The organism is Cryobacterium sp. Hh38, assembly GCF_004403235.1.
Taxonomy (GTDB): Bacteria; Actinomycetota; Actinomycetes; order Actinomycetales; family Microbacteriaceae; genus Cryobacterium; species Cryobacterium levicorallinum.
In genome coordinates, this window is record NZ_SOHD01000008.1 from 246,825 (window position 1) to 267,414 (window position 20,590).

General features: G+C 63.4%; 18 protein-coding genes. 11 read left to right on the forward strand and 7 right to left on the reverse strand.

Features of this window, described 5'->3' with window-relative positions; translation table 11 throughout:
• Position 1: 1 nt before the first annotated feature.
• On the reverse strand, positions 2–1,096 hold the full coding sequence (locus tag E3T41_RS04515; RefSeq protein ID WP_134477480.1) for an SPFH domain-containing protein: 1,095 nt from the start codon (positions 1,094–1,096) through the stop codon (positions 2–4).
• Positions 1,089–1,574 (reverse strand): NfeD family protein, encoded by a 486-nt coding sequence (locus E3T41_RS04520; RefSeq protein WP_134477482.1) that lies wholly within the window; start codon positions 1,572–1,574, stop codon positions 1,089–1,091. The genes E3T41_RS04515 and E3T41_RS04520 overlap by 8 nt, the downstream gene beginning before the upstream one ends.
• 192 nt (positions 1,575–1,766) lie before the next feature.
• On the opposite strand from E3T41_RS04520, the gene E3T41_RS04525 reads away from it, so the two are divergent.
• From E3T41_RS04525 to E3T41_RS04540, 4 genes are all read left to right on the forward strand, one after another.
• Entirely contained in the window at positions 1,767–2,531 is a 765-nt protein-coding gene (locus E3T41_RS04525; RefSeq protein ID WP_092448609.1) for an SDR family oxidoreductase, read from the forward strand.
• A gap of 1 nt (position 2,532) precedes the next feature.
• Positions 2,533–4,917, forward strand: coding sequence for an excinuclease ABC subunit UvrA (locus E3T41_RS04530; RefSeq protein ID WP_134477484.1), 2,385 nt, complete (start codon positions 2,533–2,535; stop codon positions 4,915–4,917).
• Between the two features lie 341 nt (positions 4,918–5,258).
• A complete protein-coding gene (locus E3T41_RS04535) occupies positions 5,259–7,889 on the forward strand; it encodes an AMP-binding protein (RefSeq protein WP_134477486.1) in 2,631 nt (876 codons plus the stop codon).
• 143 nt (positions 7,890–8,032) lie between these two features.
• Positions 8,033–8,692 (forward strand): hypothetical protein, encoded by a 660-nt coding sequence (locus tag E3T41_RS04540; RefSeq protein ID WP_134477488.1) that lies wholly within the window; start codon positions 8,033–8,035, stop codon positions 8,690–8,692.
• 40 nt (positions 8,693–8,732) lie between these two features.
• Here the strand turns inward: E3T41_RS04540 and E3T41_RS17785 are convergent, their stop codons facing one another.
• The 4 genes from E3T41_RS17785 to dhaK form a co-directional block, all read right to left on the reverse strand.
• A complete protein-coding gene (locus E3T41_RS17785; RefSeq protein ID WP_134495584.1) occupies positions 8,733–8,954 on the reverse strand; it encodes a hypothetical protein in 222 nt (73 codons plus the stop codon).
• Between the two features lie 65 nt (positions 8,955–9,019).
• Positions 9,020–9,727, reverse strand: a complete 708-nt coding sequence (gene dhaM, locus E3T41_RS04545; RefSeq protein WP_241991027.1) for a dihydroxyacetone kinase phosphoryl donor subunit DhaM — start codon at positions 9,725–9,727, stop codon at positions 9,020–9,022.
• A gap of 2 nt (positions 9,728–9,729) precedes the next feature.
• Positions 9,730–10,395, reverse strand: a complete 666-nt coding sequence (dhaL, locus tag E3T41_RS04550) for a dihydroxyacetone kinase subunit DhaL (RefSeq protein WP_092448614.1) — start codon at positions 10,393–10,395, stop codon at positions 9,730–9,732.
• Positions 10,396–10,407: 12 nt separating this feature from the next.
• Complete coding sequence (gene dhaK, locus E3T41_RS04555) at positions 10,408–11,409, reverse strand: dihydroxyacetone kinase subunit DhaK (protein ID WP_092448615.1); 1,002 nt, start codon at positions 11,407–11,409, stop codon at positions 10,408–10,410.
• Positions 11,410–11,647: 238 nt separating this feature from the next.
• Here dhaK and E3T41_RS04560 point away from each other — a divergent pair, with 238 nt between their 5' ends.
• Positions 11,648–12,394 carry an MIP/aquaporin family protein gene (locus E3T41_RS04560; protein ID WP_092448616.1) on the forward strand — a complete coding sequence of 249 codons (747 nt, stop codon included), beginning with the start codon at positions 11,648–11,650 and terminating at the stop codon, positions 12,392–12,394.
• A gap of 93 nt (positions 12,395–12,487) precedes the next feature.
• Positions 12,488–14,002, forward strand: coding sequence for a glycerol kinase GlpK (gene glpK / locus E3T41_RS04565; RefSeq protein ID WP_134477492.1), 1,515 nt, complete (start codon positions 12,488–12,490; stop codon positions 14,000–14,002).
• A gap of 28 nt (positions 14,003–14,030) precedes the next feature.
• Here the strand turns inward: glpK and trpD are convergent, their stop codons facing one another.
• Positions 14,031–15,083: an anthranilate phosphoribosyltransferase gene (gene trpD, locus E3T41_RS04570; RefSeq protein ID WP_092448618.1), complete on the reverse strand. Its 1,053-nt coding sequence runs from the start codon at positions 15,081–15,083 to the stop codon at positions 14,031–14,033.
• 143 nt (positions 15,084–15,226) lie between these two features.
• Between trpD and E3T41_RS04575 the strand changes: the two genes are divergently transcribed.
• From E3T41_RS04575 to E3T41_RS04595, 5 genes are all read left to right on the forward strand, one after another.
• A complete protein-coding gene (locus E3T41_RS04575; protein ID WP_241978832.1) occupies positions 15,227–15,856 on the forward strand; it encodes a heme-copper oxidase subunit III in 630 nt (209 codons plus the stop codon).
• A 37-nt stretch (positions 15,857–15,893) separates the two neighbouring features.
• Positions 15,894–16,709: a cytochrome c gene (locus E3T41_RS04580; protein ID WP_092448619.1), complete on the forward strand. Its 816-nt coding sequence runs from the start codon at positions 15,894–15,896 to the stop codon at positions 16,707–16,709.
• A 95-nt stretch (positions 16,710–16,804) separates the two neighbouring features.
• Entirely contained in the window at positions 16,805–17,878 is a 1,074-nt protein-coding gene (locus E3T41_RS04585; RefSeq protein WP_092448620.1) for a ubiquinol-cytochrome c reductase iron-sulfur subunit, read from the forward strand.
• Entirely contained in the window at positions 17,875–19,551 is a 1,677-nt protein-coding gene (locus tag E3T41_RS04590) for a ubiquinol-cytochrome c reductase cytochrome b subunit (RefSeq protein WP_092448621.1), read from the forward strand. The genes E3T41_RS04585 and E3T41_RS04590 overlap by 4 nt, the downstream gene beginning before the upstream one ends.
• Positions 19,552–19,584: 33 nt before the next feature.
• On the forward strand, positions 19,585–20,424 hold the full coding sequence (locus tag E3T41_RS04595; protein ID WP_092448622.1) for a methyltransferase domain-containing protein: 840 nt from the start codon (positions 19,585–19,587) through the stop codon (positions 20,422–20,424).
• Positions 20,425–20,590: the final 166 nt, after the last annotated feature.

Below are 20,590 nucleotides of genomic sequence, written 5' to 3' on the forward strand. Positions count from 1 at the left end.
GCTAGCCCTGCGGCGAAACCGGGGGAGCGGATGCTGCCGGTGCCGCCGCGCCGGCAGCATCCGCCGGGTTCGCACCAGCAGTCTGGGCACCGTTTTGTTGTGCACCGTTTTGTTGGGGACCGCTGTGTTGAGCACCGCCTTGTTGAGCACCGCTGTGTTGAGCACCGCTGTGTTGAGCACCGCCTTGTTGAGCACCGCCTTGTTGAGCACCGAACGCGCTGCCGATTCCCTTCATCGCCTCGGTGAGTTCACTCGGAACGATCCAGAGCTTGTTGGCGCTTCCCTCGGCGAGCTTAGGCAGGGTCAACAGGTATTGGTACGCCAGCAGCTTGGGGTCGGGGTCGCCATCGTGGATGGCCTTGAATACGGTCGTGATCGCTTCGGCCTCACCCTGGGCGCGCAGGACGGCAGCCTTGGCGTCGCCCTCGGCCTCGAGAATGGCCGCCTGGCGGGCGCCCTCGGCGGTGAGGATCGCGGACTGTTTGGTTCCCTCAGCGGTGAGGATGAGCGCACGGCGGTCACGTTCGGCGCGCATCTGCTTTTCCATCGAGTCCTGAATGGAGTGCGGCGGTTCAATGGCCTTGAGTTCAACTCGGCCGACACGAATGCCCCACTTACCGGTGGCTTCGTCGAGCACGATGCGGAGCTGGCTGTTGATATTGTCCCGGCTGGTGAGGGCCTCTTCGAGGTTCAGGCCACCGACGACGTTACGCAGGGTGGTCGTGGTGAGCTGCTCGACCGCGCCGAGGTAGTTGTTGATCTCATAGGTGGCCGCCCGGGCATCCGTCACCTGAAAATAGACGACGGTATCGATCGAGACGACGAGGTTGTCCTCGGTGATGACCGGTTGCGGAGGAAAGGACACGACTTGCTCGCGAATGTCGAGGAGGGGACGCACCCGGTCGACGAACGGCACGAGCAGGTTCAGACCGGGCAGCAGGGTCTTGTGGTACTTCCCGAGGCGCTCGACCACGCCGGCGTTGCCCTGCGGAATGATGCGAATGGCGCGCAACAAAATGACGATGACGAACACCGCCAAAACGGCGAGCAGGGCGAACACGAAGATCTGTCCGATGAAGGCTGCGGGGTCAAGCATGATTCTGGGTCCTTTCGGCGGAGATGACGACGGCGGTGGAGCCTTCGATGAGGTGCACGGTGATCGCCTGTCCGGGATCAATGGATCCGTTGTCGGTGGTACCGGCCGGTCCGACCAGGCGCGCGGTCCAGGTTTCACCATTGGCCAGTTTGACGAGCCCGCTGGTCTGGGTTACCGTCGCGACGACGCGACCGGTCATGCCGATCAGGGCGTCGATATTACTCAAGGCCGGATCGCCGCCCCTGCGCAGGGCACGCAGCAGGAACGGCCGGATGGTGAGCAGGAGCAGCACCGAAAGGCCGGCGGCGACGACGATTTGCAGCCACCACTCCAGACCGAGCAGATTGGCGGCCAGGCCGCCCAGGCTGCCGATGGAAATCATCAGGAAGGTGAATTCCAGGCTCAGGAGCTCGATCGTTACGGCGACGAGAATGAAGACGAGCCACAGAATCCAGAGATAATCAGTCAGGTCGACCATGGGTGCCACTTTCCCCAATCCATTTCCTCTGAAACTAGCAGGTGCCACCGACAACACGCCGGGGGAGCGACCGGTGCTTCTTGATATGGTCGACAGGCGAGTGTGTGGCAGTCGATGCCCGCCTCATCTAAATTCGACGTGAATGACTAACGTGCATGACTACCGGCGTGCATGAAACTAAAAGGAGCCCCCGTGACCAATCCACTTGCAGCAGGATCACTCGAGGGCAAGCGTGTACTCGTCACCGGCTCCTCCCGCGGTATCGGTGCCGATACTGTCGGGTACTTCGCCGAAGCCGGCGCCAGGGTCGTCATTAACTACCGCAATAAGGAGGCACGCGCGAATAAACTCGCCGACGCCATTCGCGCTGCCGGCGGTACGGCCATCACGGTCGGTGCCGACCTGACCGACCCGGCCTCGGTCGCCGCGATGTTCGAGACCATTCGCACCGAATTCGGCGGCCTCGATATTCTGGTGATGAACGCCTCGGGCGGCATGGAGAGTGGCATGCCCGCCGACTACGCCATGACGTTGAACCACGATGCCCAGGTGAACCTGCTCAACGAAGCGGTCCCGCTGCTCGGCGATGACTCCCGCGTCGTGTACGTCACCAGCCACCAGGCGCACTTCATCAAAACCACGCCGACCATGCCGGAGTATGAGCAGGTGGCTCGCAGCAAGCGTGCCGGTGAGGATGCCCTGCGCGCGGTGATCCCCCAGCTTGAGGAATCCGGCATCGGCTTTGTCGTGGTCTCCGGCGACATGATCGAGGGCACCATCACGGCGACACTGCTCGAGCGGTCCAACCCCGGTGCCCTCAGCGCCCGCAAGGAAGCGGCCGGTCGCTTGTACAACGTCAGCGAGTTCGCGGCGGAGGTCGTAGCCGCTGCGGTTGAGCCGGTTCCGGTCGGCAACACCCGCTACGTGGGCGAAACGATCGGGTTTACGGGCGAATAGCATGACCACGAACACGGCGAATCCGGAATCAGAGATGCAGGTTGCAGACAGCCACGACCTGATCCGTGTGCAGGGCGCTCGGGAAAACAATCTCAAGAACGTCAGCGTGGAGATTCCCAAGCGCCGGTTGACCGTGTTCACGGGCGTGTCCGGCTCGGGCAAGAGCTCACTAGTGTTCGGCACCATTGCTGCCGAGTCGCAACGCATGATCAACGAAACGTACAGCACCTTCGTGCAGGGCTTCATGCCGACCCTGGCCAGGCCAGACGTCGATGTGCTCGATGGGCTGACGACGGCCATTATCGTCGACCAGGAGCGGATGGGGGCCAACGCGCGCTCCACCGTCGGTACCGCCACCGACGCCAACGCCCTGCTGCGCATCCTGTTCAGCCGACTCGGCAACCCGTACCTCGGCTCACCCCAGGCGTATTCGTTCAACGTCGCCTCGATCAGTGGAGCGGGCGCCGTTTCGATCGAACGCGGGGGACAGACCGTCAAGGAACGCCGCAGCTTCAGTATCACCGGGGGCATGTGTTCCCGCTGCGAGGGTCGGGGATCGGTCACCGATATCGACCTCCGCGCGCTCTACGACGACACCAAATCCCTGAACAAGGGCGCACTGACCATCCCCGGCTACAGCATGGACGGCTGGTTTGGCCGCATCTTCAATGGCTGCGGCTTCTTCGACCCCAACAAAGCGATCAAGGACTTCACCAGGAAGGAACTCGCAGACCTCCTCCACAAAGAGCCGACCAAGATCAAGATCGAGGGCATCAACCTCACCTACGAAGGCCTGATTCCCAAGATCCAAAAGTCGATGCTCACCAAGGATGTTGACTCGCTGCAGCCCCACATTCGAGCGTTCGTAGAGCGTGCCGTGACCTTCACCGTTTGCCCCGACTGCAACGGCACCCGATTGAACGAGGGCGCGCGATCGTCGACGATCAACGAAATCAGCATCGCGGATGCCTGTGGGATGCAGATCAGCGACCTCGCCGAGTGGGTTCGTGGCCTGAACGACTCGTCCGTCGCGCCGCTGCTTACCGCGTTGGAGCTCCTGCTGAACTCCTTCGTGCAGATCGGGCTGGGTTACCTGTCCCTTGACCGGGCCTCTGGCACGCTCTCCGGCGGTGAGTCGCAGCGTACCAAGATGATCCGTCATCTCGGATCTTCACTCACCGACGTGACCTATGTCTTCGACGAACCGACCATCGGACTGCACCCGCACGACATCCAGCGCATGAACACCCTGCTCGTCCAGCTGCGCGACAAGGGCAACACGGTGTTGGTGGTGGAGCACAAGCCGGAGATGATCGCGATCGCCGACCACGTCATCGACCTCGGGCCGGGTGCTGGTTCGGACGGCGGCGAGGTTGTCTTCGAGGGCTCTCTCGCCGGACTTCGAACCAGCGGCACGTTGACCGGTCGGCATCTGGATGACCGCGCCGCCGTCAAATCGACCGTGCGTGCACCGTCTGGTGTCCTGCCGGTTCGTGGCGCCAGCGCCCATAACCTGCAGAGCGTCGATGTCGACATTCCGCTCGGTGTGCTCACCGTGCTCACCGGTGTGGCCGGGTCCGGTAAGAGTTCGCTGATCTCCGGATCGGTCTCGGGCCGGGACGGTGTGGTGACCGTCGACCAGGGCACGATCAAGGGGTCGCGGCGCAGCAACCCGGCGACGTACACCGGCATGCTCGAGCCGATCCGCAAGGCATTCGCGAAGGCCAACGGCGTGAAGCCGTCGTTGTTCAGCTCCAATTCCGAGGGCGCCTGCCCCAACTGCAACGGCGCCGGCGTCATCTACACCGACCTGGGAATCATGGCGGGTGTCGCCATCCCCTGTGAGGTATGCGAGGGCGAGCGGTTTCAGGCATCCGTCCTGGACTACCACCTCAATGGGCGCGACATCAGTGAGGTGCTGGCGATGTCGGTGACCGAGGCCGAGCAGTTTTTCGGTGCGGGGGAGTCACGCATTCCGGCGGCGCACGCAATTCTCTGCCGGCTCGCCGACGTCGGCCTCGGCTACCTCAGCCTCGGCCAGCCGCTGCCGACACTCTCCGGCGGTGAGCGGCAGCGGCTCAAGCTCGCCACGCAAATGGCCGACAAGGGCGATGTCTACGTTCTGGACGAGCCGACCGCCGGCCTGCACCTTGCCGACGTTGAGAATCTGCTCGGACTGCTGGATCGGCTGGTTGACTCCGGTAAGTCCGTCATCGTGATTGAGCACCACCAGGCGGTCATGGCGCACGCCGACTGGATCATCGACCTGGGCCCCGGCGCCGGGCGCGACGGCGGCCGAATCGTCTTTGAGGGAACGCCCGCCGATCTCGTGGCCGGGCATTCAACGCTGACCGGCGAGCACCTGGCAGCCTACGTCGGCGCCTGATCCGGCGTTACCGGAGTGATGTCCGGCCCGCAGTTCGGCGGGCCGGACACCACTCTCGACCACTCTCGGGCATGTGACTGATAATGCACATTATGTCAAGTCAGACTCGATAGGAGTCATTATTCCAAGCAACCACCATCGACGCATACCGTCCGCGATTACGGAGAGGAATGCGCAGTATGATCCAAGTTCGCATCAGCTGGAGGTCAACGATTTTAGCCTGGCCCCCGTTTGTAGACACGGGTTCAGTGGCGAGCTGAACTTCCGCGGTCTGTGCGGTTTCCTACTATGTAGGGTATCCTTACCTAACCAGCCCCTGCGCACCGTTCGAAAGTATTCTCGTGCTCCACACTATGCCCGCACCACGACTGACCCTCCTTAATGGCTCAGACGACGACGTCGCATTCGTCACCGGTAGTGGAGACCTCAGCTACGCCCAGCTAGCCAGGATGGTCGCCATACGCCGTCTCGAGCTTGGTCGTGTCCGCCGACTCGTGATGCTGGAGGCAGCAAATGCCGTCGAGCCGATCGTTACCTACCTTGCAGCTCTGGAAGGTGGCCACCCGGTGCTTCTGGTCGCACCGGGTAACGATGAAGCATCACGGATTCATCGCGCGTCACTGGCTGAACGGTTCGACCCTGACGTCATTGCCGTCCGCGACGGGGACGGCCCGGCCCTGCGGGAGATGCGGCCTGGATCCACGCACAGCTTCTCCGACGACCTAGCCATGCTGGTGAGCACCTCCGGGTCCACCGGGTCGCCGAAGCTCGTTCGGTTGTCCCGGCAAAACCTGCTGAGCAACGCACAAGCCATTGCGGCGTACCTGCGTCTCACGCCTGCAGACCGGGCAGCAACCACGCTGCCGATGCATTACTGCTACGGCCTCTCGGTCCTGAACAGCCACCTCGTGTCGGGAGCGAGCGTCGTCCTCACCGAGCGATCGGTGGCCGACGCGGCGTTCTGGGACGAGGCCGGGATGCATCGGATCACTTCTTTCGCGGGCGTGCCCTACACCTTCGAGCTTCTTGAGGCGGGCAATTTCACGGATCGGTTGCCAGCGAGCATCCGCTACCTCACCCAAGCCGGCGGCCGCCTCGCCCCAGAAGCGGTGCGCCGCTTCGCACGCCTCGGTGAGCGTCGCGGGTTCGAATTCTTCGTGATGTACGGGCAGACAGAGGCCACTGCGCGGATGGCGTACGTCCCCGCGGAACTCGCCGACCACGCCGCCGGCAGCATCGGCCGCCCCATCCCTGGAGGTCACCTGCGCATCGATGCCGAGGCGGGAGCGGACGTCGGCGAACTCGTCTACGAAGGCCCCAACGTCATGCTCGGCTACGCCGAGACACCGGCCGACTTCGCATTGGGGCGCACGGTCCACGAGCTTCGCACCGGCGATCTCGCCCGGCACCGCGAGGACGGCATGTTCGAGGTCGTCGGACGGCTAAACCGATTCGTGAAGGTGTATGGGCTCCGGGTCGACCTCGATTCCGTCCAACGCCTCCTCGCCGAGGAAGGAATCGAAGCCCGTACGGCAAGCACCGGAGAACGCTTGCTCGTATTCATTCGTGCGGCCCGGTACGTCGACAGGGCACGAACCCGCACCGCTGTGCTACTCGGAATCCCCACGCACGCTATACACGTCTACACGGTGAGCGAGTTTCCTCGCACAGCCAGCGGCAAGCCCGACCTTGCCTCGCTCGTCCGTTATGCCCAGATGATCGACGCCCAGAAGGCGTCGACAGCAGCGAACCCCGGGCAGGTCGCAACCTCCGACATGATCCGTAACCTTTTCATCGTTCTCCTTGGGCGCCCAGACGCGACCATCGACGACACTTTCGCCGGGCTCGGCGGGGATTCGTTGAGCTACGTCGAGGTGGCCCTGCGGCTGGAGGACCTCCTCGGCGCGTTGCCGCGGGATTGGCCAGCACAATCGGCCCGGAACCTCGCGTCCTCGGCCGACGGCCCTCCCCCACAGGCTGACAGCACGGCCGTGGGCGAAACGGCGAAGCGTGGAGCGGCGACAGTCGGAGCGTGGAAGGTCCGCTTTCCCCGGGTCGAGACTCCCGCCGTTCTCCGCGCACTCGCAATCGTGCTGATCGTCGGCACCCATGCCGACCTGATCACCGTGCAGGGCGGCGCACACCTGCTGCTCGCCGTCGCCGGATACAACCTGGCCAGGTTTCAGCTCGCCGACGTTGCGGGGGCCACGCGCGTTCGCCGCCTGCTCAGAAGCGCAGCCCAGATCGCGATTCCGGCCACGCTGTGGATAGGGGCCGTCGCCGTGCTCACCGGCAAGTACACCTGGACCACAGCACTGCTGGTCAACCACCTCGTCCCCGGCGACGGCAAGTGGAACGAGCAATGGCAATTCTGGTTTCTCGAGGCCGCCGTCTGGACCATGCTCGGCTTTGCGGCAATGTTCCTAATTCGCCCGATCGACCGCCTCGAACGACGGCACCCGTGGACGTTCCCGATCACCCTGTTCGCGGCAGCCGTCACGACCCGATTCGCACTCGTCGGCATCGAGGCAGAAGGAATTGAAAGATACACCCCGTTCACCGTGCTCTGGTCTCTCGTGCTCGGCTGGGTCATCGCCCGGGCCGACAATAACTGGAAGCGTGTGGCGGCATCGTCAGCGGCGATCGTCGCCACGATCGGATTTTTCGGGGATCCAGCACGCGAAGCAGTTGTGGTGGCCGGAATACTGTTGCTGATCTGGGTGGAACGGCTGCGAATGCTGCGCACCCTCGTTCCGGCCGTTCGACTACTGGCCAGCGCATCCCTGTTCATCTACCTCACCCACTGGGTCGTCTACCCGACTTGGGAGGCCAGTGCCCCCTGGTTCGGAACGATCTCGTCACTAGCCATCGGCGTCGCCGCGTGGTACCTGTATCGCCTGGTCGGCCGAGCATTCAATTACGCTGCCACCACAGGCTTGAGGAGCCGAAACCACTTTGCAATCCGAAGTTAAACCGCTTGATATCAACGGATCGAGCCAACCGAGCATGAATCGATGGGCAGCGGAGGGGAGCGGGAAATTTCGCTCCCAAGACATGAATTGCCGCGAGCCAGAGGCGGTGCTCGAGCGGAATCCTTTCCTGCACCGGACTCCAGATGTTCCCGCAGCGCCAGGACCACAAGAGCGAGTGCTTCACTCGTGCCAGCCGTGACGGCGATGTCCTCGGCCTCACACCGCACTCCCCTGGCATGCCCCAGGTGGTCGGCGATTTCCGCGCGCAGGGCCAGGGTGCCCTGCAGGGGTGGTTCGGTCTATGGAATGGGTCTCGCGGCGGCCAGGCGCCACGCGGCCGTCCAAGGCCGCCCCGACAAGCTTCCGGTCGACGGGTATCCCGGTATCAAATCCAGCACATCAAGCGGATGCTGCTGACCCGCTTCCACCATCGGTCGCGCTGGCGCCGCGAGGGTTCCCCCGTGCAGCAGAACGGCCACGCGCGTCGACGCTCCCTGGGTGCTGACCAAATATTCCTCGCCGTTGAGCTGCTCGTTCTCTCCGAACGGTTCATGCCCGGCCGAAATGAAGAAGTGCGCCCGATGACGCGCCGCGAACTGGCAGCGACCGTCGTGCTGCGCATACCCCTCACCGAGATGAGCATGAAGATGCGCAGTGGTGCACCGAGCGAGGCCGTCGACGATGGCGAAAACCACGCGGTCTGGGCCGGAGTGGTCCCGGTGGTGACCGGATGGGGCGCACCAGCTGGCTCACCGTTGACGGCGGATGGAACGGAAGTTCCCGCATCCGTTCGCCGGCACTGAGCCAGTGACAGCGAGCTGGCCGCGCAATCAGAATTGCGGATCAGGCGTGCGCATGGTGCATGACCATGCCGAATTCATTAACCGGTTCGAACGCGTCACGATCCCAGGCCCCGGGGTGGGGCACCGGACAATTGACCACCGTGTTCCGCGACGAGTGGTCGATGGTGTGTTCACGCATCGCATGACCGCAGATCGGGCACGACCGGAAATCGGTTGCACCCCACTGTTCCGGACCGCGTGGGGTTTTCCTGTCCTGAATCATGCCATTACGATACGCCCGATTGGACAAAAAGGCGCGCAGCTGGTAAGAGAAACGTGCAGGCCGAGCTAGGCCTCGCCGAATCCGGATTCCAGCAGGGCCGCGAGGGCGCTGATTGCGGGCCCGGCCGCGGGGTCGGTCGAGGCCAGGTGCACGCGACTCCCCCGGGCCAGCCCGAGCGACATAATGCTGAGCAGGCTCGTCGCGTCCGTGCCGTTCACCGTGAGGGGCACCGCGAAGGTGCTCGCGAGGCTCACGAATTCCGCCGCCGGACGAGCGTGCAGACCGTCCCTGTTCACCAAGATCACAGTGCGGGAGATCTCCCCAGCCTCGCCTGGATCTGCGGTCCCGGCATCGGCACTAGGCTCGCCCGCGTGGGCCGGCTGAAGTGCAGAGCGCGCGGCTGCCACGACGGCCTTGAGATCTCCCCCGATTTCCGCGGCGACCGCCGCCGCAACCCCACCTTCGACGAGCGGAGCATCCACAATCTGTACCTGATCCTGCTTCGCCTGGTCGAGAAAATCGCGGGCCATTTCCGCGGTCAGAATGGCCGAGCCAAGATCGCACAAAATCACCACACCGGCGCCACCCTCCGCCTCGGCCAGTGCCGTCGTGATCATATCGAAGCTCGTTCCGATTGTGCCCTCGTCGGTGCCACCGGCAGCGACGAGTCGCACGGTCGGTGCCATCTGACGGGCCAGTTCAACCAGTCCCGCCGCGATCTTCGCGCTGTGCGAGACGAAAACCAGGCCAACCCGGTCAGCGGATGCCGGCACGCTCACTCCGTCACCCGGGTCGCGTCGACGGCGGCGCGTAGCAGGAGCGCCGTCGACTGTGCGCCCGGATCCCGGTGACCAATCGCGCGCTCACCGAGGTAGCTCGCTCGGCCCTTCCGCGCCACGAGCGGTTCGGTGTCCTGGGCGCCCCGCGCTGCGGCATCCGCTGCCGCTGTCAGCACGGCCGGTGCGCTCCCGCCCGCCGACTGCGCGGCCTGGGCCGCATCGACGGCCGGGCTCCAGGCGTCGATCATGGTTTTGTCCCCCGCCCCGGCTTTGCCGCGCAGGACGATGCCGTCCCTGGCCGCCGTCAGGAGGGCGACGAGCGCCATACCGTCGAGAGTGCCCACGGCAGCAGTTGCGCCGGCGGCCTTCAGAAACGCGGTGCCGTACAGTGGCCCGGCGGCTCCGCCGACGGTGGAGATGAGCGTGGTGGCGAGTAACTTGAGTACGGTACTCGGGGTCGCATCGTCAGCCAGACCATCGAGTTTGGGCAGGACCGCCTGAAAACCACGATCCATGTTTTCGCCGTGATCGCCGTCGCCGATGTCACGATCGAGCGTGTTCAACGCGGCGCGCTCGGCGGCCAACACCTCTGCGCTGCGCCGAATCCACCGCACCGTCCAGGCGGTATCCAGGTCCGAGTTTGTTCTTGCGTCCGGGCTCATCGGCGCCTCCTTCTATCGTCCCCACCGTAGCGCGGCCGTCTGCACCGGTGCATCCCAGAGGGCGGTCAACTCTGCATCCAGCTGCAGCACGGAAATCGACGCCCCCGCCATTTCGAGGCTCGTCGTGTAGTTGCCCACGAGGCAACGCGACACAGTGATGCCCCGCTCGTGCAGTACTGCGACCGCGCGCCGGAACACGATGTATAGCTCCACCAGCGGCGTGCCGCCCATGCCGTTGACCAACAGCAGCACCTGGTCGCCGCTGGCCAACGGCAGGTCCTCCAAAATGGGCATGAGCAGGCGGTCGACGATGGCATCGGCCGGCTCGAGCTTGATGCGTTCCCGGCCGGGCTCACCGTGGATTCCGATGCCGATCTCGATCTCGTCGTCAGCGAGCACGAAGCTCGGCTCGCCGGCGTGCGGCACCACGCACGGCGTCAACGCCACCCCCATCGTGCGTACCCGAGAATTGACCTTTTCGGCCACGGCAACGACAGCAGCCAGGTCATCGCCGCGTTCAGCAGCGGCCCCGGTGATCTTCTCGACCAGCACCGTTCCGGCCACACCGCGGCGTCCCGCGGTATAGAGCGAGTCCTTCACCGCGACGTCATCATTGATGATGACCGTGCGAACCTCAATTCCTTCAGCGGATGCGAGATCGGCTGCGGTCTCGAAATTCAGCACGTCCCCGGTGTAGTTCTTCACGATGTGCAGCACCCCCACTCCGCCGTCGACCGCCTGCGTTGCGGCCAGGATCGGGTCAGGTGTTGGGGACGTGAAAACCGGCCCAGGAACGGCTGCGTCGAGCATTCCGAAACCGACGAATCCGCCGTGCAACGGTTCGTGTCCGCTGCCGCCACCGCTGACGATTCCGACCTTGCCCTTCACAGGTGCATCCGCTCGCACAATGAAAATAGGATCGTGCGAGACCCGCACGATGTCGGCGTGCGCCGTCTCGAACCCGGCGACGGCTTCGTTGACGACGTTCTTCGGATCGTTGATGAGCTTCTTCATGACCAGCCATTCACTCGGTGGTGCCACGGATTGATCGGACGCTTCGCCCCAAGCGCATTTTCCCACGATCAACCTACACGCATCGATCACGCACGGAAAGGGTCGAGGCCAACTCGAACAGCCTATTCCCCTCGATGACACCGCGCGCTATGTTGATGCCATCCGCTCACTTTAGAGGGGCAGCTTCGGCATCCCCGGCCTGACCAGAAAGGTTCTCGTGGACAATATCGGAGCTGTAATGATCTCGGAGGTCGTGGGCACCGCAATGCTGGTTCTGCTCGGAACGGGCGTCGTCGCCAACGTCGCCTTGGCCAAAAACAAGGGCCTCGGCGGGGGGTTTCTCATGGTCACCATCGGTTGGGGCTTCGCGGTCTTCGCCGGTGTCACCGTCGCCTACCGTTCGGGGGCGCACCTGAACCCCGCCGTCACCCTCGGACTGGTCGCCAACGGCGCCACGGAATTCGGCATGGGTGTTCCCGTTAACGTCGTCTCCGTGCTCGCCTACATCGGAGCCCAAATGCTCGGCGCCATCCTGGGCGCTGTCGCGTGCTGGCTGGCCTACAAACAGCACTTCGACGCCGAGCCCGAACCGGCCAACAAGCTCGGTGTCTTCTCCACCGGGCCGGCCATCCGCTCGTACGGTTGGAACCTCGTCACCGAAATCATCGGCACCTTCGTGCTGGTCTTCGTCGTCATCGCCTTCGGCGGCGGTCGTCAGGGTGAGTCCGGCGGTCTCGCAGCGCTCGGAGCCCTTCCCGTGGCCATTCTCGTCATCGTGATCGGCACCTCACTCGGCGGGCCCACCGGCTACGCCATCAACCCGGCTCGTGACCTCGGACCGCGTATCGCCCACTTCATCCTGCCTATCAAGGGCAAGGGCAGCTCTGATTGGTCCTACTCCTGGGTTCCGGTAGTTGGACCGGTCATCGGCGGCCTGCTCGCCGGCTGGACCGCAACGGCACTTCTTCCCCTTCTCGTCTCTTAACCGGCCCACACGGGCCGGTTCCCTTCGTGAGAATCGGCCCGTTTGTGCCGCCACCCGCACGTCTCGCACCAATTTCAAGGAGGACACTGACCCATGACTGACTACATTCTTGCGATCGACCAGGGAACCACCAGTTCCCGCGCCATCATCTTCGACAAGGCCGGATCGATTGTCTCGACCGGGCAGCTGGAGCACGAGCAGATTCTTCCGCAGGCCGGGTGGGTCGAGCACGATCCGAAGGAAATCTGGGACAACACCCGCGAGGTTATTGGCCAGGCGCTGTCCAAGGCCAATCTGACCCGCCACGATATCAAGGCCATCGGCATAACCAACCAGCGCGAGACAGCCGTCGTCTGGGACAAGACCACCGGTATTCCGGTGTACAACGCCATCGTCTGGCAGGACACCCGCACCCAGCCCATTGTCGACCGCCTCGCCGCGGACGGCGGTGTCGAGCGCTTCAAGCAGAAGGTCGGCCTGCCGCTGGCCACCTATTTTTCCGGCACCAAGATCGTCTGGATCCTCGAAAACGTCGAGGGCGCGCGCGCGAAAGCGGATGCCGGCGACCTCCTGTTCGGCACCACCGACTCCTGGGTACTGTGGAATCTCACCGGCGGTGTCGACGGCGGAGTGCACGCGACCGACGTCACCAACGCGAGTCGCACCCTGTTCATGGACCTCGAAACGCTGCAGTGGGACGACGAGATCCTCGCCATCTTCGACGTGCCCCGGTCGATGCTCCCGTCGATTCGTTCCTCATCGGAGGTCTACGGAACAGCCCACACCTCGAGCCTGCTGCGGGAAGTTCTCGTTGCCGGCATCCTCGGCGACCAGCAAGCCGCAACCTTTGGTCAGGCGGCCTTCGACCAGGGCGAGGCGAAGAACACCTACGGCACCGGCAACTTTCTGATCTTCAATACCGGCACCGAGATCGTGCACTCGAAGAACGGGCTGCTCACGACGCTCGGCTACAAGCTCGGCGATGCAGCACCGCACTATGCCCTGGAAGGCTCAATCGCGGTCACGGGTTCCCTGGTGCAGTGGATGCGGGACAACCTCGGCATGATCAGTTCCGCCGCCGAGATCGAGGATCTCGCCAAAACGGTCGACGACAACGGCGGTGCGTATTTCGTGCCGGCGTTCTCCGGCCTGTTCGCGCCTTACTGGCGAGCCAATGCCCGCGGCGCGCTCGTCGGCCTGACCCGGTTCGTCAATAAAGGGCACATCGCCCGGGCAGCGCTCGAGGCAACAGCATTTCAGACTCGGGAGGTGATTGACGCGGTCAATGCCGACTCCGGTGTCCCCCTGACCGAGATCAAGGTCGACGGCGGCATGATCGCCAACAACACCCTCATGCAGTTCCAGGCCGATATTCTCGGTGTTCCCGTGGTGCGCCCCGTCGTCGCCGAGACGACCGCCCTGGGCGCTGCGTACGCGGCCGGCCTCGCCGTTGGGTTCTGGAGTGGGCTCGACGAGCTGCGCACCAACTGGCAGGAGGACAGCCGCTGGACGCCCCAGATGAACGACGAGGAACGCAACCGTCAGCTGCGCAACTGGAAGAAGGCCGTCACCAAGACGTTCGGTTGGGTCGACGAGGACGTGTTGTAGCGGGCGACCGAGTGTACGGCGGCCGGGGTCAGATCCGGGTCGCCGCTACCCAGGCGGACAATTTGGCCGTGGCCGCACCGGAGTCAATCGCTTCGGCGGCCACGACCAGCTTGCTGCGAAAACGATCCAAAATCGCAACCTGCACCTGAGCGGGATCGTTGGCGAGATCGAAGGCGACGAGTCCGGCTGCGGCGTTGAGCAGCACGATGTCCCGAATCGGTCCCTGATTGCCGGCCAGCACGGAATGCACGACATCGGCGTTGTGCCGTGGGGAGCCACCAACCAGGTCGCCGATCTGCGCCCGCTTAATGCCGAGGTCACGCGGGTCAATGTCATGTTCGGTTACGAGGCCGCGGGAGACCTCCCAAATGTGGCTGTGCCCGGTCGTGGTCAGCTCGTCGAGCCCGTCGTCACCGCGAAAGACAAGGGCCGTGGCACCGCGGGTCTGAAACACGCCGACGAAGAGGGGAACCCGATCCAGGTTCGCCACTCCGACAGCGGATGCCTCCGGCCTGGCCGGATTGCACAGGGGGCCGAGGTAGTTGAACACGGTGGGGATGCCCAATTCGCTCCGGGTGAGGGCTGCGTGCCTAAAGCCCGGGTGAAAGGCCGCCGCAAAAGCGAAGGTAATTCCGGTCTCCTCAAAGACCTGCGCTACCCGAGCGGCGTCTCGCGACAGGTCAATGCCGAGTTCACCGAGTACGTCTGACGACCCGGAAGCTGAGCTGGCTGCCCGGTTTCCGTGTTTGACGACCGGCACGCCGGCCGCCGCACAGACGATCGATGCCATGGTCGAAATGTTGACCGTGCCGAACTGGTCGCCGCCGGTTCCGACAATGTCGAGCGCCATCGGATTGACGGGGAGTTCAATGGCATGCTCCAGCACGGCATCCCGAAAACCGACGATCTCATCGACGGTCTCTCCCTTGGCCCGCAAAGCGACCAGGAAGGCTCCGAGTTGGGAGGGGCTGGCCTCGCCGAGCATGATCCGTTCCATGCTCCATGCGGCGTCTGCCACGCTCAGGTCCCGACCGGACAGGAGGGAATCTAAAATCTTTGGCCAAGTCTGGGATTCGAGCATGTTTTCGATCTTAGGAGAACGGGCCCGACTCGCCCGAATTCACAACGAAACCACCCGGGAAAAGAACCACTCCATCGGGCATAAAAGGTCACTTGCATGGCAGATTGAGAAAAACTTGGGGGAATATCAGCCATAATAGAGGGGTGACCAGCACCTCAATTACTCAGACGGCGAGTGCGCCCGTTGTGAACCGGCCTAACAGCGTGGCTGTGGGCACCATTGTGTGGTTGGGCAGCGAAGTGATGTTCTTCGCGGGGCTCTTCGCCATCTACTTCACACTTCGTTCGACCTCTTCCGAGCTCTGGCTCTTCGAGGCGGACAAACACAATTTCACCTTTGCGTTGATCAACACACTCGTGTTGGTGTCTTCGTCGGTGACCTGCCAGTTCGGGGTGTTTGCCGCCGAGCGGCTGCAGGCCCGGTCAACCGGCTGGAAGCCGAGCGAGTGGGGCATGGTCGAGTGGTTCTTCCTCACCTATGCCCTCGGTGCGATCTTCGTCACCGGCCAGGTGTTCGAATACGCCACGCTGGTGTCCGAGGGAATCTCACTCTCCTCCAACGCCTACGGTTCAGCCTTCTACATCACGACCGGCTTCCACGGAATTCACGTGACGGCGGGCCTGATCGCCTTCCTTCTGATTATTGGGCGCGGTTTCGCGGTCAAGAACTTCGGACACAAGGAAGCCACCAGCGCCATCGTGGTTTCGTACTACTGGCACTTCGTCGACGTCGTCTGGATCGGGCTCTTCCTGGTCATCTACGTTCTTAAATAGAAGTTCTTACTGAGAAACGGGAGCGGACTACTTCAGCATGACCACGATCAAAAAGACTCGAGCACACCGACCAAGTAAAACCGGACGTCGCCACCCGCTCGCCAGCGTTGCCCTCATCGCCATCGGACTGCTGTTCACCGGAGGTGCCTATGCGGCCTTCAGCACCAGCACCGCCGTTGCGACAACAGATGCTTCCTCCCAGCAGACCATCGCTGAGGGCGAAAAGCTCTTCGCCGCAAACTGTGCAACCTGCCATGGACTGAGCGCCCAGGGTTCCACAGAAGGCCCCAGCCTGATCGGAGTCGGCGCAGCGTCGGTCGACTTCCAGGTCGGCACCGGACGGATGCCCATGCAGATGCAGGGCCCGCAGGCACAGAAGAAGCCGGTGCAGTTCACGTCTGAGCAAATCGCAGCTCTCGCGGCCTACGTTGCTTCGCTGGCTCCCGGCCCCGCAATTCCGGCGGCTGAATTGCTCGACGCTGCTGCTGGCGATGCGGCAAACGGCGCAGAGCTGTTCCGCATCAACTGCGCGATGTGCCACAACGTGGCCGGCGCCGGCGGCGCCCTGACCGAGGGTAAGTTCGCCCCCGCGATCGAGAACGTGTCGGCGCAGCACATCTACGAGGCCATGATCACCGGCCCGCAGAACATGCCCGTCTTCAACGACATGAACATCACGCCGGAAGATAAGCGCGACATCATCACCTACCTCAAGTACGTCGAGGACAACCCGTCTCCGGGCGGCTTAGCACTCGGTTCCCTGGGGCCGGTGGCTGAGGGCCTCTTCATCTGGATCTTCGGGCTGGGCGCAATCGTGGCCCTGACCGTGTGGATCACCGCAAAATCCAACTGATGACCGGGAATCGGTCTTGACCAGTTCCCCCGTTTCACCCGAACGCCGCGCAGCACGAGCGCGCAGAGTATTTTCACAGCCCACAAAGGAGAACAATGGTCAAGGACGATAACGGCGCGGAGGACGTAACCGCCGCCGACTCGCCTGGCGACTCGCTTGCTCCAATCGCCGCAAGCACCGCCGTCGTCACACGGGATTCCCTGGTCAACCCGGGGTTCCCACCGCATCGTCCGCGCATCACCGACCTTGACCACAAGGAAGAGCGCAAAGCGGAGCGCGCTGTCTACACGTTGTTCTACGTTTCCATCGTGGGTAGTGTTTTCGCGATCGCCGCCTACATGGCCTTTCCCATCGTCCCGGAAGATCCGGGATCCGTACGCCTGAACAACCTGTTCATCGGTCTTGGGCTCAGCCTCGCGTTACTCGCCATCGGTATCGGTGCTGTGCACTGGGGCAAGGCCCTCATGAGTGATCATGAAGGCGTTGACGAACGCCACCCGGTTCGCGGAACCGAACCCGTTCGGGCCCGCGCCGTGGAGATATTTCAGCAGGCAAATGAAGAATCCGGCTTCGGTCGTCGCACGCTCATTCGTAACAGCCTGATCGGCGCGCTCGTCGTCTTCCCGCTGCCTGCCGTTGTCTTGTTCCGCGGGCTCGGTCCGATGGACCAGAACCCCGTCGACCTTCTAAACGAAACCATGTGGAAAAAGGGTGTCCGCCTGACCATGGACCCGAGCGGCACACCGATCAAGGCCTCGGATGTCACGTTGGGATCGTCCTTCCACGTCATACCGGAAGGGCTGTCCGAGATGGAGCATGGTCGCCTGGAAGAAAAGGCCAAGGCAGCCGTCCTCCTAATTCGTATGGACCCAGCGGACCTGGTAGAATCAGAGGAACGCAAGACCTGGTCCTACCAGGGCATCGTGGCGTACTCAAAGATTTGCACCCACGTAGGATGCCCGGTGGCACTGTATGAACAGCACACCCATCACCTGCTTTGCCCGTGTCACCAGTCGCAGTTCGACGTTGAGAACCACTGCAAGGTCATCTTCGGACCGGCGAAGCGGGCACTACCCCAGCTCCCGATTGCCGTGGACGCTGAGGGCTACCTGATCGCGCAGAGCGATTTCACTGAACCAGTCGGCCCGAGTTTCTGGGAGCGAGCATGACAACCGTAAACACCCGCGAATCTGCTGGGGATCAAACCGTCGGGGCGAAGAAGACCGGTGGCTTCACCGCCACGGCCGCCAACTACATCGACGAGCGCACAAGCATCTCTGGCGCGGTCAAAGAACTTGGTCGCAAGATCTTCCCTGACCACTGGTCCTTCCTCCTCGGCGAAGTTGCGCTCTACAGCTTCGTTATCATCCTGCTGTCCGGGTCTTTCCTGACCTTCTTCTTCCAGGCTTCCATGGCGGAGGTCGTCTATGACGGTTCCTACGCGCCGCTCAAGGGCATCCCGATGTCGGTAGCGATGTCGTCGACCATGGACATTTCGTTTGACATTCGCGGCGGCCTGCTCATGCGCCAGGTACACCACTGGGCAGCTCTTCTGTTTGTCGCCGCCATCGGGCTGCACATGCTGCGGATCTACTTCACCGGTGCGTTCCGCAAGCCGCGCGAGCTCAACTGGGTCATCGGGTTCATCCTATTCATCCTCGCAATGGCTGAAGGATTCACCGGCTACTCCCTCCCTGACGACCTGCTCTCCGGTAACGGCCTGCGCATCATCGACGGTCTGGTCAAGGGCATCCCGGTTATCGGAACCTGGACCTCCTTCTTGCTCTTCGGCGGCGAATTCCCCGGCACCGATATAGTCGGACGGCTGTACTCGCTGCACATCCTGTTGCTGCCGGCGATCATCGTCGCGTTGATCGCGATGCACCTCCTCTTCGTCGTCGTGCACAAGCACACCCAGTACCCGGCGGCCGGACACACCAACCAGAATGTGGTCGGATATCCGGTGCTCCCCGTGTACGCTGCCAAGGCCGGTGGGTTCTTCTTCATCGTCTTCGGCGTCGTCATGTTGATCGCGTCCCTATTCACGATCAACCCGATCTGGAATTATGGTCCGTATGACCCGTCACCGGTGTCTGCCGGTACTCAACCCGACTGGTATATCGGTTTCGCTGACGGCGCCATGCGCCTGATTCCCCCGGGGTGGGAGGTCGTGTGGCTGAACCACACCTACTCGCTCAACATCGTGGTCGTACTGGCCGTGGTCGGACTATTCATCGTCACCGTCATGGTCTACCCCTTCATCGAAGCCTGGATCACCGGGGACAAGCGCGAGCACCACGTACTGGATCGTCCGCGCAACGCCCCGACCCGCACCGCTATCGGTGCTGCCGGCGTCACGTTCTACGCCTCACTCTGGGCGGCGGCCTCGTCGGACATCATGGCCACGCATTTCCACCTCACCATGGAAGGTGTTATCCACACCCTCCAGGCCACAACGTTGCTGGGACCGATTCTGGCTTTCTTCATCGCCAAGCGCGTCTGCCTCGCGTTGCAGAAGAAGGACCGCGAGATTGTACTGCACGGCTACGAGTCAGGCCGCATCGTTCGACTGCCCGGCGGCGAGTTCGTCGAAGTGCACCAGCCGGTCGATGAGTACGAGCGCTGGAAGCTGGTGAGTTACAGCGACTTCAAGCCACTCATGCTTCGGCCCAACGCCCAGGGCAAGATCGGCCCCGCCGAGAAGGTTCGCGCCGGACTGTCCCGCTGGTTCTTCGAAGACCGGATCACTCCGGTCACGCAGACCGAGCTGAATCGCGCTCATGGCGACCACCCCTCAGCGATCACCGACCAGGAACACCAGTCGGCGATCACCGATAAGTAGCGCTCTTCAGGCACCACCACAGATCGGGCATCGATGTCACTCCAGACGTTATCGGAGTGGCTTCGGTGCCCGAACTGCTTTCTGCCCCTCGCTCCGACGGGCGCACTCCGATTGGGATGCAGCACGGGGCATTCCTTTGACGTCAACAAGCGCGGTTTCATCAACCTCCTCACCGGCCCGCCCAAGTTCATCGGCGACAGCGCAGCCATGCTCGATGCCCGCGACAGTTTCCTCGCAGCCGGCTGGTACAAGCCGCTCCAGGCCGCCATTCGCACCGTCATTTCCCCCGAGCATCCCCGACGTATTCTGGACGTAGGCTGCGGTACCGGCTACTATCTGCGCGAGGCATTGCCCCTAGGCGAGGACGTCCGGGCGCTCGGCATGGACCTCTCCCCCACTGCGGTGAGCCGAACCATCCGCTCGCATGACCGCATCGACGGGCTGGTAGCAGATGTCTGGTCCCCGCTGCCCGTGCAGGGCGCGTCGGTCGATGTCATCCTCAACGTTTTCGCGCCCCGCAATGCTGCGGAATTCCATCGCGTTCTCCGACCTGGCGGGCTGCTGCTCGTGGTGGTCCCTCGACCGACGCATTTGCGAGAGCTCCGGCGGGCCGGCCTGGCCGTGGAGATGCAGGCTGACAAGGCCGCGCACCTCGAAGCCAGCCTCGCGGCTTGGTTCGCCCTGGAGAGTGCCCAGCATCTCGAACAAACCGTAGCGCTCTGCGTGGCCGAGGTGGCCTCGCTCATCGGCATGGGACCGTCGTCGCACCACGCTGCACCGACGGGTCATGAGCCGGCCCCCGCTTCGGCGCAGGACGTGACCATCGCATTCGACATCTTCGGGTTTCGGCGCCGCGCCACGGACCCGCGCTGACACAGCCCGACCGGGACATTGACCTGCGCTGGTACGCCCCGGCCCGGAGACTGCCCGGCGCAGTCACAGCCTGACCAAAACATGCACCTGCCCTGACACGGCGTGGCCGAACGTTAAACGACGATACCGACCTGCCAACAGCAGATCGGTATCGGTTGGTGTTGTG

Bases quoted from the DNA above. Each gene is read 5' to 3' on its own strand.
- E3T41_RS04515 (WP_134477480.1), bottom strand. From the start codon at position 1,096: ATGCTTGACCCCGCAGCCTTCATCGGACAGATCTTCGTGTTCGCCCTG.
- E3T41_RS04520 (WP_134477482.1), bottom strand. From the start codon at position 1,574: ATGGTCGACCTGACTGATTATCTCTGGATTCTGTGGCTCGTCTTCATT.
- E3T41_RS04530 (WP_134477484.1), top strand. From the start codon at position 2,533: ATGACCACGAACACGGCGAATCCGGAATCAGAGATGCAGGTTGCAGAC.
- E3T41_RS04540 (WP_134477488.1), top strand. From the start codon at position 8,033: ATGTTCCCGCAGCGCCAGGACCACAAGAGCGAGTGCTTCACTCGTGCC.
- E3T41_RS17785 (WP_134495584.1), bottom strand. From the start codon at position 8,954: ATGATTCAGGACAGGAAAACCCCACGCGGTCCGGAACAGTGGGGTGCA.
- dhaL (WP_092448614.1), bottom strand. From the start codon at position 10,395: ATGAGCCCGGACGCAAGAACAAACTCGGACCTGGATACCGCCTGGACG.
- dhaK (WP_092448615.1), bottom strand. From the start codon at position 11,409: ATGAAGAAGCTCATCAACGATCCGAAGAACGTCGTCAACGAAGCCGTC.
- E3T41_RS04560 (WP_092448616.1), top strand. From the start codon at position 11,648: ATGATCTCGGAGGTCGTGGGCACCGCAATGCTGGTTCTGCTCGGAACG.
- glpK (WP_134477492.1), top strand. From the start codon at position 12,488: ATGACTGACTACATTCTTGCGATCGACCAGGGAACCACCAGTTCCCGC.
- trpD (WP_092448618.1), bottom strand. From the start codon at position 15,083: ATGCTCGAATCCCAGACTTGGCCAAAGATTTTAGATTCCCTCCTGTCC.
- E3T41_RS04580 (WP_092448619.1), top strand. From the start codon at position 15,894: ATGACCACGATCAAAAAGACTCGAGCACACCGACCAAGTAAAACCGGA.
- E3T41_RS04585 (WP_092448620.1), top strand. From the start codon at position 16,805: ATGGTCAAGGACGATAACGGCGCGGAGGACGTAACCGCCGCCGACTCG.
- E3T41_RS04590 (WP_092448621.1), top strand. From the start codon at position 17,875: ATGACAACCGTAAACACCCGCGAATCTGCTGGGGATCAAACCGTCGGG.
- E3T41_RS04595 (WP_092448622.1), top strand. From the start codon at position 19,585: ATGTCACTCCAGACGTTATCGGAGTGGCTTCGGTGCCCGAACTGCTTT.